Origin of the sequence: Paenibacillus polymyxa (assembly GCF_015710975.1) — a bacterium.
Classification (GTDB): domain Bacteria; phylum Bacillota; class Bacilli; order Paenibacillales; family Paenibacillaceae; genus Paenibacillus; species Paenibacillus polymyxa.
Genome location: NZ_CP049783.1, coordinates 5,831,172 through 5,844,316 on the forward strand (window position 1 = coordinate 5,831,172; position 13,145 = coordinate 5,844,316).

12 protein-coding genes are annotated in these 13,145 nt (G+C 46.8%); 1 reads left to right on the plus strand and 11 read right to left on the minus strand.

All coding sequences use genetic code 11. The features are described from left to right. Window positions 1-4: 4 nt before the first annotated feature. The 10 genes from G7035_RS26535 to G7035_RS26580 form a co-directional block, all read right to left on the minus strand. Window positions 5-808: an MntP/YtaF family protein gene (locus tag G7035_RS26535; protein WP_016819639.1), complete on the minus strand. Its 804-nt coding sequence runs from the start codon at window positions 806-808 to the stop codon at window positions 5-7. Window positions 809-919: 111 nt separating this feature from the next. After that, a complete protein-coding gene (mutM, locus tag G7035_RS26540) occupies window positions 920-1,750 on the minus strand; it encodes a DNA-formamidopyrimidine glycosylase (RefSeq protein WP_016819638.1) in 831 nt (276 codons plus the stop codon). 71 nt (window positions 1,751-1,821) lie between these two features. Then, window positions 1,822-4,476, minus strand: coding sequence for a DNA polymerase I (gene polA / locus G7035_RS26545; RefSeq protein WP_016819637.1), 2,655 nt, complete (start codon window positions 4,474-4,476; stop codon window positions 1,822-1,824). 174 nt (window positions 4,477-4,650) lie between these two features. Further along, window positions 4,651-5,310 (minus strand): phosphate signaling complex protein PhoU, encoded by a 660-nt coding sequence (phoU, locus tag G7035_RS26550; RefSeq protein WP_019686846.1) that lies wholly within the window; start codon window positions 5,308-5,310, stop codon window positions 4,651-4,653. Between the two features lie 39 nt (window positions 5,311-5,349). Then, entirely contained in the window at window positions 5,350-6,108 is a 759-nt protein-coding gene (gene pstB, locus G7035_RS26555; RefSeq protein WP_019686845.1) for a phosphate ABC transporter ATP-binding protein PstB, read from the minus strand. A 127-nt stretch (window positions 6,109-6,235) separates the two neighbouring features. Next, window positions 6,236-7,360, minus strand: coding sequence for a methyl-accepting chemotaxis protein (locus G7035_RS26560; RefSeq protein ID WP_019686844.1), 1,125 nt, complete (start codon window positions 7,358-7,360; stop codon window positions 6,236-6,238). A gap of 157 nt (window positions 7,361-7,517) precedes the next feature. After that, window positions 7,518-8,249, minus strand: coding sequence for a response regulator transcription factor (locus G7035_RS26565; RefSeq protein WP_019686843.1), 732 nt, complete (start codon window positions 8,247-8,249; stop codon window positions 7,518-7,520). Window positions 8,250-8,377: 128 nt separating this feature from the next. Next, on the minus strand, window positions 8,378-10,180 hold the full coding sequence (gene pnpS, locus G7035_RS26570; RefSeq protein ID WP_019686842.1) for a two-component system histidine kinase PnpS: 1,803 nt from the start codon (window positions 10,178-10,180) through the stop codon (window positions 8,378-8,380). Between the two features lie 120 nt (window positions 10,181-10,300). Further along, a complete protein-coding gene (locus tag G7035_RS26575) occupies window positions 10,301-11,170 on the minus strand; it encodes an SDR family oxidoreductase (RefSeq protein WP_029514976.1) in 870 nt (289 codons plus the stop codon). Between the two features lie 215 nt (window positions 11,171-11,385). Continuing rightward, window positions 11,386-11,802, minus strand: a complete 417-nt coding sequence (locus G7035_RS26580; protein WP_017425909.1) for a hypothetical protein — start codon at window positions 11,800-11,802, stop codon at window positions 11,386-11,388. Window positions 11,803-11,929: 127 nt separating this feature from the next. On the opposite strand from G7035_RS26580, the gene G7035_RS27760 reads away from it, so the two are divergent. Next, entirely contained in the window at window positions 11,930-12,055 is a 126-nt protein-coding gene (locus G7035_RS27760) for a hypothetical protein (protein ID WP_263560150.1), read from the plus strand. A gap of 134 nt (window positions 12,056-12,189) precedes the next feature. On the opposite strand, the gene mdh is transcribed toward G7035_RS27760, so the two are convergent. Beyond that, the gene (mdh, locus tag G7035_RS26585) at window positions 12,190-13,131 is read right to left on the minus strand and encodes a malate dehydrogenase (RefSeq protein WP_016819630.1); all 942 of its coding nucleotides are present in this window, start codon (window positions 13,129-13,131) and stop codon (window positions 12,190-12,192) included. Window positions 13,132-13,145: the final 14 nt, after the last annotated feature.

A 13,145-nucleotide genomic window follows, 5' to 3' on the forward strand; every position in this document is an offset into this window, starting at 1 on the left:
CACCTCATAACAGCTTCAATATACCCATCATAATCAGTAATAATGCCGGCAATACGCCGAGCGCCTTCATAAATCGAAATGCTGACAGGAAGAACCCTGCCTTCATACCAGCAATCAAAAATACACCACTGAATAACGTAATAGCCAGCGCAGTAGACAGGGGCTGAAAACCAAGCATGGCTGCACCTAAGCCCGCTCCGAACGCATCGACCGATAATGCAATACCTAACCAAACCGCTTCGGTAGCAGATATACTGCCGGAACGGTCCATATCCGCAGCAGACGGGCTTCGAAGAATCCGAATAACAAGCCCCCATTTGCGGAACTCCAGCGAAAATAACGTTCGCTCCTCCTGCTGTAGCTCCAAAGAAGTCTCTGTCGATAGATCTCTTCCTGAGCTGGTTAGAGACTCTGTATTGGCATTCTCAGCACTTTTTTTCTCCGCAAGAGCTGATATATGCCCTGAATCTGAATCAACCTGTTCCGTAAGGTGCAGATCCCGAGGGACTTCCGCTGTTTCTTCCGTCAAATCTTCCTTGCGTTGCAGAGCCTGAATCAAAGAGTAACAGCCGATACAGATCAGAATGACAGCACCGAAAACCGTCGTATATACAGGAGACAGGACACGGGATAGTAATGCGCCGAGCTGCATGGATATGCCGATCACCAAACCTGAACATACGGAGATGATAGCAATCGACAACAATGGAATTTTCATTTTGCGCAGACCATATGTAACACCGACTCCGAAACTGTCCAAACTTAGCGCAAATGCCAGTAACAGCAGGGCTCCCCAATGATTAGCCACTCCAATTCCCTCCCATTGCGAAGGCTGGGCCTTACAGCAACCGACTCCCTTCGCAGTATTGGTACTTGGAACAATATATGAGAGGGATGGGCTTGGGGTGACTGTGCCTGTTTAGCGCAAAGGCTGGCAGACCGGGCAATGATGTGTGCCACGTCCAGCTACGACGGATTTTTCGATCAATGTACCACAGTTAATACAAGGCTTCGCGTTGCGTCCATAGATTTGCAACTGATGCTGGAAATCGCCCGTTTTGCCCTGTCCGTTAACGAAAGATTTGATGGACGAGCCACCAACCTGAATCGACGCGCCCAGCGTGGAGACAATAGCTTCATGCAGTACTCGAAATTGGCTATCCGTTAGGCTTTTGGCTGGCTGTGCCGGATGAATCCCTGCCTTAAATAACGATTCATCTACATAAATATTCCCGATGCCTACCACATATGACTGGTTTAACAGCGCTGCCTTGATCGAAGTCGAACGAGTTCCAACAGCGGCACGCAGCATTTCAGGTGTAAAAGCCTCGTCCATCGGTTCCAGACCGAGTTTATTCAGCGGCTTTTCCAGCAAATCCTGTCCTGCCGGAAATAAGTGCATTGTACCAAATTGGCGCACATCCTGATAACGCAGCTCTGTACCATCTTTAAAATGAAAGATGACATGGGTATGCTTTTCCACAGGATCATCTTGTGAATACAATCCATAGCGTCCTTCCATTCGAAGATGGGAGACAAGCACTAGCCCGTCCAGCAAAATCCGCAGAAACTTACCGCGTCTTTCCACCCCAATAATCCGGTGGTCAGCCAATTCCATCGCAAATGCGTGAATATCATCGGGACGTTGGATAATACGCGGCAAATTTACGGTTACATGATCTATATGTTTATCGACTATAAGCTCGTTTAGTGTTCGTTTAATGGTTTCTACTTCCGGTAATTCCGGCATGATGTCTTCACCTCACCCTATATTATAACGGAAGCAACGTCAAATTGGGACTATCTACTCATTGAAATATCTTACTTGGCCTCATACCAATTGCTGCCATAGCTTACTTCCGCTTTAAGCGGCACAGCCAGCTTTAATGCAGCTTCCATGGTAGCGGGAACAAGCTCTTTCATCGTTTCCATTTCCTCAGGCGGAACCTCGAATACAAGCTCATCATGTACTTGTAACAGCATACGGCTGCGAAGATTGCGCTCACGCAGCGCTGCGTCCATCTGCACCATCGCCAGCTTGATAATATCGGCTGCGGTACCTTGAATCGGCGTATTCATCGCTGTACGCTCGGCGAACGAACGCTGGTTGAAATTGCTGGCGTTTATCTCTGGCAAATATCGTCTGCGTTCCAACAACGTTTTTACGTATCCATCCCTCTTCGCATCCTTCACAATATCATCCATGTAACGGCGAACACCCTGGAACACGTCAAAATACTGGTCGATAAAGCGAGCCGCTTCCTTCCGCGTAATATTCAAATTTTGCGACAGACCATAGTCACTAATCCCGTAAACAATCCCAAAGTTGACCGCCTTTGCAGAACGGCGCATATCGGAGTCTACAGCCTCTGCCGGTACACCGAACACATCGGATGCGGTCTTGGTATGGATGTCCATATCGTGAACAAAAGCCTCTTTCAAACGCTCATCATCCGAAATATCAGCCAGCACCCGCAGCTCGATTTGTGAATAGTCTGCCGCCAAAATCGACCAGCCCGGCTCCGATGGAACAAATACTTTGCGGATTTTGCGTCCTTCTTCGAGACGGATCGGAATGTTTTGCAAATTCGGAAATTGACTGCTCAAGCGTCCAGTTGCTGCAACCGTCTGCCGGAAATACGTATGCACTTTACCTGTCTTCTCCGAAATTTCTTTAAGCAATCCTTCGACATACGTCGATTGAAGTTTGGCAATGGTGCGATATTGCAATATGTTTTGCACAATATCATGATATGGCGCAAGCTTTTCCAGCACCTCTGCATCGGTCGAGTACCCGGTTTTTGTCTTTTTAATAACGGGCAGACCCAGCTTATCAAACAAAATCTCACCCAACTGCTTAGGCGAATTAAGATTGAACTCTACCCCTGCAATACTGTAGATCTCACCCACCAACGTTGTAATCTGGGCTTCAAATTCTTTTCCCAAAGCGCGCAGTTCCTCTACATTCACCAAAATACCCTGCTTCTCCATATCCGCCAGAATGCGGGATAACGGCATCTCAAGCTCATGGAACAGCTTGTGCATTTCCGTTTTTTCCAGCTCCGCCTGCTGCACAGGTACCAACGCTTCGATCACCGCTGCCTTACGCGCCACATGATCGGATAGTACATCTACGTCAGGAACTTTATATTTAGCTCCTTTACCAAACACTTCGTCGTCTGGACGAATCGATGACAAGCCATACTTGGCTGCCAGCCCACTCAATGTCTGATTGGCGTCTGTCGGATCTAGCAAGTATCCGGCCAGCTGCACATCAAACTCAGCTCCAGCAAACTCAATTCCATGCCAGTGTAAAGCCAAGTCCGTACGATGCAGGTCATGACCGCGTTTTTTGCGTTCAGGGTCGGCAAGCCACTCCCGAATAGGGGTAGCTGCATCACTTTGTAGAACTTCCAGTGTCATAAAAAACTGACGCCCTGTTGCGGCAAATATCAAGCCTACAATCTCAGCATGATGCGGATTATCACCATGCGTCTCAACATGCAGCACATCTACGTTATTCAGCACTTCTACCAATTCGCTGATCCGCTGTTCATCCAGCACAGTCACGTCTGCTACGGCTTCCTCTACGCCGACTCCAGCACTGCCGACCTCGCCCGAAAAGGATAAACGCTCCAGCAGGGACTTGAACTCCAGCTTCGCCAAAGCTGGTCCAGCCGTCTCTGCCTGTAGCCCGCTGAAAACCACATCTTCCAGTTGCTTGTCCAACGTTACATCCCGATAAATGGTCGCCAAATCCTTGCTCATTCGCGCATCGTCAGCATGAGTCTCCACGCGTTCTTTCATTTTACCCTTCAGCTCATCCGTGTGCGCCAGCACCTCTTCAACTGAACCATATTGATGCAGCAGCTTGAGCGCTGTTTTCTCACCCACGCCCGGAATACCAGGAATGTTATCCGACGTATCGCCCATCAGGCCCTTAAGGTCTATGATTTGCAGCGGCTTCAAGCCGTAACGTTCCTGAATCTGCTCAGGTCCATACGTTTCCACCTCGGTAACCCCTTTGCGGGTCAAGCCGACTGTGACATGGTCTGAAGCCAATTGAAGCATATCCTTGTCGCCGGTCACAACCAGCACATTAAAACCCGCTTCGTCCGCTGTTTTGGACAGGGTGCCTATAATATCATCTGCCTCATAACCATCCAGTTCAAATTGGGCAATACCGAAGGCGGTCAATAGCTCTTTCAGCAGCGGAAATTGCTGGGACAGCTCCGGCGGCGTTTTCTCCCGTCCACCTTTGTAATCCTCGTACCCTTTATGGCGAAACGTAATTTTACCAGCATCAAACGCAACCAAAATATGTGTTGGTTTGTGCTCCTCCAAAAGCCGCAATAACATTGTCGTAAATCCGTACACCGCATTCGTCTGCTGTCCGCTTGAATTCGTCAACGGCGGCATAGCAAAAAACGCCCGGTATATGATACTGTTACCATCTATAAGCATGAGTTTATCCATTTCGCACCTCGCAAGTTCATCAATGCATTCGTAACGTTCTTACGTATTACGCATTCCTCTTCCTATCTTAACATACAAGACTCTTTTTCAGAAAAAAACGGCTGTTTCCTAGCCAAATTTGCCTTTTGTTCAAGACAAATCTGGATTAGAAACAACCGCTATATACTAAAAGCCTTACTGGTTCAAATCTGGTCGCTCTCCTGTCACGAGATATACAGTGCTTTCACCGATATTCGTAGCATGGTCGCCAATGCGTTCAATGTAACGTCCTACGAGCAGTTGCAGCATGGCTTGTGAAGCCTCTGCTGGCTTTTCTACCATAAAAGCGTATAGATCGCTGATCATGTGGCTGTACAAGGAATCCACCCGATCATCCTCTTTAGCCATTTTGTAGGCCAGATCTGTATTTTCATCCAAATAGGATTTGATCGCATCGTCGATCATTTCTTTAACAATGGAAGCCATGTGTGGAATATCCACTAACGGCTTCATCGCCTGCTGCCCTTCCAAGCGAAGTGTGACCTTGGCAATATCAAGTGCCAAATCACCCATCCGTTCCAAATCACTGGAAATTTTAAATGCAACAATGATCCGGCGTAAATCCTTCGCTACTGGCTGCTGGGTAATAATGAGCTTGGAGCCCATATCTAGAATATTTTCTTCCATTGTATTGAGGGATGCATCATTTTTGACTACCTGCTGGGCCATTTCTGTATTTTTGGTCTGCAAACATTCAATAGCCTGATCGAGCGCCTTCGAAACGTGTGCACCCATTTCGCGCAGTACGGCTCTCAGTTCTTCTAATCCTTCATCAAAACCTTTTCTACGTATCATTTCGAAGTCACCCCTTCTCGCATAATCATCAATTTGGCTTTAGCCAAAACGCCCGGAAATATAATCTTCCGTACGTGAATCCTGTGGCGTGGAAAACATCGTCTCTGTATCCGCTGCCTCTACTACAAACCCATTCAAAAAGAACGCAGTTCGACCAGACACCCGCGCTGCCTGATGCATGTTATGCGTCACCATGACGATGGTATACGTGTCCCTTAATTCTTGAACCAGTTCTTCAATTTTCATCGTTGAGATCGGGTCCAGCGCAGATGTCGCCTCGTCCATAAGTAAAATGTCTGGCTGTACAGCAAGCGCCCGGGCAATACATAGCCGTTGTTGCTGTCCGCCGGACAAGCTCAGAGCAGAACGCTTGAGAAAATTTTTAACCTCTTCCCAAAGTGCTGCCTGCCGTAGGCTTTGCTCTACCAGTTCATCTAACTTGTCCTTTTGCCGGATTCCATGCAACCGCGGACCATAGGCCACGTTATCATAAATGGATTTGGGAAACGGGTTAGGCTGTTGAAAAACCATTCCCACCTGTTTACGCAGCGTTTCTACTTCCATAGTATCACCGTATATATCCTGACCGGCAATGCTCACGGTGCCTTCAATACGCGTTCCCGGTATCATGTCATTCATCCGGTTTAGCGTACGCAGCAAGGTTGATTTTCCACAGCCGGATGGGCCGATGAAGGCTGTTACCGTTTTTTCAGGAATATCCAGGTTTATATGTTTCAGCGCGTGGAATTTTTCATAATACAAGTTCAGCTTATCAATCCGGATTACGGAATCATTCATGGATTTATGATCTCCTTCGTGTTGCAGTTATGGTCCTCAAGCATTGCACCTGATTTGCACAATATGAAGATTATATAAGCTGTGTGTAAATTCAGTGTGGTGGATTTGTTAACGGTATGTAAAATGATCAAGAACTCAGCATGAGCTCAAGCTCCTGTGCTATTCCAGCTGCATTCAAGGCAGCTTCTTCTGCGGAACGGGACATTTCACTATTTTTAGCCTCTATTTCATCGACTGCCTGCAATAATTTGGAAAACGTTTGGGTTCCGGCAGATATAAATTTAGAGCCTGTATGAATCTGCTGCATACTCGTATCCGTCAGTTCAGCAGTGTCACGCAGCATTTGCTCAATATGAGCGAGTAAGCCGGTAATCTGTACAGAAAAAGCTTTGGTCTGGAGTGACATATTCCGAACCTCTTGAGACACAATCTGAAAGCCACGCCCGTGTTCGCCAGCATGGGCCGCTTCAATAGACGCATTGATCGCCAGCAATCCGCTGTGATCTGCCAATGCACGAATGGATGAGGCCATGCCCGCAATATCATTCAGCGATTGGGTTAAGGCTGTCATCTGCTCATGCTGGCGCTTCATTTGTTCCGTTACTGCATGATAAGAAAGCAGAACATCCTCCAGTTCCACTTTACCACGGCGGGATAATTCACTCATTGAGCGAGTTAGCTGCACACTGTCATCCGCCTCTTTCGCTGCATCCAAAACAGTCATCCGAATACGCTGGACTCCGTCATAGCTATGTCGAATCACATCGCCCCGATCTTCGTCTGCTTCTCTTTGCATTCGTTGAACGACAGACAGGATATCACGAATTGTGAGTACACCGAGTAATCTTGTCCCTTCCTTTATCAATAAACAATCGTAAAAACGCTGATCTTCACGCATCATCGCCTGTTCTACAATTTCCGCTGCCGGACTTTTCAAATCCACAATTAATGTATTCGGATCGGCAAATAGGGAAGCCGGTTTATCATAGAACAACGCCGCAGCGAACCTGCCCGTAAAATGACGATTGTATGCATCTCTCATGATAATGCCCAATGGAAGGTCATATTTATCCACGACGATGACACAGGGGATATCTTCCTGTGCTTTCATGAGTGCTAACAGTTCTTTGCAAGACATATCCGTGCCAATGATCGGAACCTCCCGGCATGGCACATAGGTAGTAATCGGCTTGAACGTTTCACGTTCAATCACGGCAGTGGAACTCGGCTGGGTCTTTGGTTCCGTTATCATCGTTCTGAAGTCCCCTTTTTTTAACTACTTGGAGTGACGGGAACATCATATCGGTCATTTGTTGATTTTAATGGCTAGTTTTGTCAACGAAATGTAAAATCACAAAATGGACATAAAAGTTGCTGCTACGGCCTGGAAAGAGAAAAACGCTCCTCATTTATAACAAATGAGAAGCGCTTCTTTTTTTATTTACAACCAGCTTATACCCCACTCCGCGGATCGAATCAATATGAACCGAGTCGGGATCAAGCTCCAGCTTTTTACGTAAGGAGCTGACGTGTACATCCACCGTCCGTTGACCACCGATGTAGTCAAAGCCCCACACGGCATTCATTAGATCATCTCGAGTCAGGACGACACCCGGCTTGCGGGACAAATAGAGAAGTACCTCAAATTCCTTGGGTCTTAAGCTGATGGATTGACCTCCAAGAATGACTTCATATTTTTCAGGGTAGATTTCCAGCTCGCCCAGTTGAATTTTGGAGCCATCCTTCTGTTCAGACAGCACTCCCTCATCCCCTCCGGATGTTCTTCGCAGCACAGCCGTTACGCGGGCCAACAGCTCAGAAACGCCAAAGGGCTTTGTGATGTAGTCATCAGCACCCGACTTCAGTCCTTGGACAACCTCAGCCTCCCCGTTTTTAGCGGTGAGAATAATGATAGGTGTCGTCAGCCCCTGATGGCGAAGTCTGCTCAGAATGTCCAGTCCATTCATTCCCGGCAGCATCAAGTCCAGCAGGATCAAATCGTAGGATTCTCTGGACGCTCTTTCAAACCCAGCACTGCCATGATCCTCCGTGTCCACTTCGAAACCTTCTTGTATCAAATTGTAGGATAGCAATCTGGAAAGCGTTGGTTCATCCTCAATAACCAGCAAACGTTGTCCCATTAATAACTTCATCTCCTGTTTACCTGTTAAAGGCGCATTAGTCAAAATCCTGAAATCTTTTCCATGCTCATGCGACACCCGTTTATTTTATCACGGCATTGTTAACACAATGTAAAAAATGTTATAGTTCATTCTTCCTGCTGCAATAACGGTAATTCAACGGTAAACGTCGTACCCAAACCAAGCTCGCTTTCGACCGAAAGTGTACCATGATGCAGATCAACCAGGTGCTTGACGATAGATAATCCCAACCCCGTTCCGCCCGAGTTGCGTGAGCGACCTTTGTCCACCCGATAAAAGCGCTCAAAGATACGTGGCAGGTCCTTTTTCGGTATCCCAATACCCGTATCACTGACTGTAAATACGACCTTTTCCGTGTCATGGTCTCGCTGTAGCGTTATAACCTTGATTTTTACCTTGCCGCCATCAAGTGTATAGTTAATGCCATTAGACAAAAGGTTCAGGAAAATCTGCTGAAGCTTATCTTCATCTGCCTCCATAAACAATTCATCCGGGATATCCATGTGCAGTGTAATCCTTTTCTTCGCTGCTACATTGTTCAGTTTCTCCAGCAATGATTCTATGAAAGAAGAGATATGAATTGGAGAGCAATCCAGCGGAGAGCGCTTGGACTCGATTTTGGAAAGCTCCAGAATATCGCCGATCAGTCGATTCAGTCGTTCGCTTTCGTCATATATAATTTGTAAAAAGGAACGGGCTGTTTCCTCATCTTTGACCCCGCCACCAAGCAATGTCTCGGCAAAACCCTTGACTGCGGCAATCGGTGTTTTTAGCTCATGAGAGACGTTTGCCACAAATTCGCTTCGCATATTTTCCAACCTTCGAATAGCTGTAATATCCTGCAAAAGGAACAGCATCCCCCGGTATCCCCCTTCATCCTCATACATAGGGACACCATCTAGCAAAACGAGTCGTTCTTCGGGATTGTACAAATGCACCTCACCATGTAGCCTTTCTCGGCTTTGTATACTGCCCTCAATTAGCTTTGTGAGCTCATAGTGCTTCTTCAGTTCATGATACGGCTTGTCTGTCACCCGCTTACCCGCGACACCGAGCATACGCTCAGACTCACGGTTGACAAGCGCAATGCGTTCATTAGCATCGATCATCAGAATCCCGCCTGTCATATTACTCATGACGCTTTGCAGCAGATCCTCATTGTCACGAATCGTTTTCATTTGGTTTTGGAGGCTGTCAGCCATACGATTAATGGCTTCACCCAGTTGTCCTACCTCATCCCGGCGCTGTACGCCGACCCTTGCGTCATAATCCAGTCCTGAAATACGGTTGGCTACCCCTGTAATATGTTCAATGGGCGAGGTGAGGCTGCGAGCAATACGATAGCTCATCAGTCCAGCAGCAATAAACAGCAACACAAGACCAATCCCGATGGCCGTCCAGCCGCGCTGCATTCCCTCTTCCACCGCTTTCAGACTCATGGACAAACGGATATATCCGTCAAAGCCCTTGTCCGATACAACAGGCTCAGCGACGTATAGCATGTTTCGTTGCAAAGTTTCACTGTAGCGTATCGTCCGTCCGATTCCCTCCGACGTAGCTTGTCGTATTTCTTCACGGGATGCATGGTTTTCCATCTTGCGTGGATCGCTTAACGAATCACCCACCACCGTCCCGTCCTTACGAATGAAGGTCACTCGCGAATCGGTCAGATGGGCAATTTCCTTCGCCTTCTCAGAATAATAGGAGACATAATCCGTACTGGATAGGGCATCAGCATTAACAAATGGGAAGGTTGCGCGAAGCAAGTCAATCTCGCGGCCCATGTTCTCCTCTAGCACCTTCATATTCGAATTTTTGAAAATTTGTCCCATAGTGATTCCAGCAGCAAGGACAGATACGCCAATCAAAATCAGCATGATCAGGGTAAGCCTGAAACGAAACGATTTCATAGAAATTTGCCCATCCTTTTATGTAAGTTAATCTCATTCTACAGGCTACCTGCATTATGTTCCACTGTGAAAAGAAAAAAGGCCGGAGCAAAAGACTGCCCCAACCTTTTCTTTATCCTCTTACCCGTTTACAACTTCACCGCCATTGATATGAATAACCTGCCCGCTTACATAAGACGAATCGTCTGAAGCAAGGTACACATAAGCTGGCGCCAGTTCTTCCGGCTGACCCGGTCGCTTCATGGGCTGTGCTCCTCCAAATTCGCTGACCGTCTTGGCATCAAAGGTAGACGGGATTAACGGTGTCCAGATCGGCCCTGGGGCTACAGCGTTCACTCGAATACCTTGATCCACCAAATTGAGTGATAGGGAACGAGTGAATGATGTGATTGCCCCTTTGGTGGAGGAATAATCAATGAGCGTCTTATTCCCAGCGTATGCGGTAATCGACGTTGTGTTGACGATCGCGCTCCCTTTCTTCAAATGCGGCAATGCCGCTTGTGTCAGGAAGAACATACCGAAGATATTCGTACGGAACGTGCGCTCCAGCTGTTCCTTGGTGATATCCTCCAGCTTTTGCTGTGGATGCTGCTCGGCCGCATTGTTCACGACGATATCAAGCTTGCCCAATTCGTTCACCGTCTGTTGCACCGCTTTTTTGGCAAATTGGTCATCTCCGATATCGCCAGGAATCAACACGCATTTGCGTCCTTCCTGTTCGACCTGACGTTTGGTTTCTTCCGCATCCTTATGCTCATTCAAGTAGACGATAGCTACATCCGCACCTTCTTTGGCATACGTGACAGCTACAGCCCGCCCAATTCCACTGTCTCCACCAGTAATCAGTGCAACTTTGCCTGTTAGCTTGCCAGCCGCTTTGTAAGTTGGTTTTTCAAATTGCGGTGCAGGCGTCATTTTGGACTCAATCCCCGGTTGCTGTTCCTGGTGCTGCGGGGGCAAGGTTTGCTGAGGTTGGTTGCTTTTAGCCATTGTACATTCTCCCTTCAAATCAGATATTTTTTAGGATGCAACATTTGCATCCACTCTACTCCTGATTTACCACACAAACTTATCCGTTAAACGAAAAAAGAAAAATCCAGCTATGTGAGCACACAAAAAAACGACCTATGCTTATTCTGCACAGACCGTTTTTTCAACGTTAGCCGTTGTCATTTTTCAATTCCAACCGCTCATAAAATGATTCATTAAATAATATGGCTGTATACCATTAAAAACGTAATTAAGATCATGAAAACGGCCAACAGCGTACTGAACATTCGCACTTTACCAGCGTATTGAGTAATTGGCTGTTGGTTGCGAACCGCTTCCAGTGACAATCGTAATGGCTTACCCATAGCACCTGCGATACCAGAAATAGCAAGAAACAACAACAACACGACCACGATCCATGCTACCGAATAAGACTTCCAAGCAAAAATCATATAGATGCCGCTAATAAGCACAAGGATTAGTGCAAATTGCGCCAAACGGTTCAATAGCTGCACAGCCGATATCGTTCCCTCCTGCGCACTTGGAGCCAATTTGTCGATTTTGCCCACGACGAAGGGAAGCAATAAATAAAAGCCCATTGCCAGTGATCCAATAATGTGAATAAAAAACATTCTTTATAACCTCCAATTCTTTGTTTTCTTACAAACTGATTTTTCCATAGAACGATCATATTCCAACGAATGACTAGCATCTTTGCAATGTTTTGGGACATGCTTTTCTATGTAACTATTAATGCATATGAACTCTATTATACCGGGGAAGTGGGTCAAAGCAAAGGAATATGAGGGGGAAAGTTTCAACTCGGGTGGATACTTGTCCGCAATCATTCCGTTCGCTCCGCTGGTGCCAGCAAATCCAAACTGAAACTTTCAATATTAAAAGAAAAGGAAGAAAACAATAGACTATTTAAAAATAAAAGAGGTGACCGACAGCCATAACTATGACTTGTGGACACCTCTTTAAGTAAAAAAGTATACCGTTTTAGTAGCAAATCGTATTTATACGTTGACTATTTTAGTCACATTACGAACCGCTTCGGCAGATTGATCGAGCGCTGCTTTTTCTGCAGCTGTCAATTCCAACTCGAACACTTTTTCGATGCCGTTCCCGCCAAGAAGTGTAGGTACACCGAGGAACAGGTCCTGATAGCCATACTCTCCTTCCAGGTAAGCAATGACTGGTATAATCCGCTTTTTATCTTTTACAATCGCTTCTGTCATTTGCGCAAGCGAAGCTGCTGGAGCATAATATGCGCTGCCATTACCCAATAGGTTAACGATTTCTCCGCCACCCACTCGTGTACGTTGTACAATCGCTTCGATACGTTCCTGAGAAATCAGGTTATCGATAGGTATACCTCCTACGCTGGAATAGCGTACGAGCGGTACCATATCATCACCATGCCCTCCCATAACGAAACCGCGCACGTCTTCAACCGAAACATTCAGTTCCTGTGCAATAAAGGTACAATACCGAGCCGTATCCAACACACCTGATTGGCCAATAACCCGATTTTTCGGGAAGCCAAGCGTTTGGTACGCCGTATAGGTCATAGCATCGACCGGATTACTCAGAATAATGACGATAGCATTGGGCGCGTACTTCTTCACATTCTCACATACGGATTTTATAATTCCTGCGTTCGTATTGACCAAATCATCACGGCTCATCCCCGGCTTGCGCGCGATCCCGGCTGTAATAATGACGATATCCGAGTTGGCTGCATCCTCATAATTAGAAGTGCCCATGATCTGGGTGTCAAATCCCTGCACTGGACCAGCTTCCAAAATATCAAGCGCTTTGCCTTTAGTCGGATTCTCTAGTTGCGGAATATCAATGAGTACGATATCACCTAACTCCTTTTGAGCCAGCAGCAATGCGGTAGTGGCACCGGTAAAACCGGCGCCAACAATGGATATTTTTTTGCGTTGAATGGTCAAGTAGTATTCCCCTT

Bases quoted from the DNA above. Each gene is read 5' to 3' on its own strand.
- phoU (WP_019686846.1), bottom strand. From the start codon at position 5,310: ATGATACGTAGAAAAGGTTTTGATGAAGGATTAGAAGAACTGAGAGCC.
- G7035_RS27760 (WP_263560150.1), top strand. From the start codon at position 11,930: ATGAACTCTATTATACCGGGGAAGTGGGTCAAAGCAAAGGAATATGAG.
- pstB (WP_019686845.1), bottom strand. From the start codon at position 6,108: ATGAATGATTCCGTAATCCGGATTGATAAGCTGAACTTGTATTATGAA.
- G7035_RS26580 (WP_017425909.1), bottom strand. From the start codon at position 11,802: ATGTTTTTTATTCACATTATTGGATCACTGGCAATGGGCTTTTATTTA.
- G7035_RS26575 (WP_029514976.1), bottom strand. From the start codon at position 11,170: ATGGCTAAAAGCAACCAACCTCAGCAAACCTTGCCCCCGCAGCACCAG.
- polA (WP_016819637.1), bottom strand. From the start codon at position 4,476: ATGGATAAACTCATGCTTATAGATGGTAACAGTATCATATACCGGGCG.
- G7035_RS26565 (WP_019686843.1), bottom strand. From the start codon at position 8,249: ATGGGACAACGTTTGCTGGTTATTGAGGATGAACCAACGCTTTCCAGA.
- pnpS (WP_019686842.1), bottom strand. From the start codon at position 10,180: ATGAAATCGTTTCGTTTCAGGCTTACCCTGATCATGCTGATTTTGATT.
- G7035_RS26560 (WP_019686844.1), bottom strand. From the start codon at position 7,360: ATGATAACGGAACCAAAGACCCAGCCGAGTTCCACTGCCGTGATTGAA.
- mutM (WP_016819638.1), bottom strand. From the start codon at position 1,750: ATGCCGGAATTACCGGAAGTAGAAACCATTAAACGAACACTAAACGAG.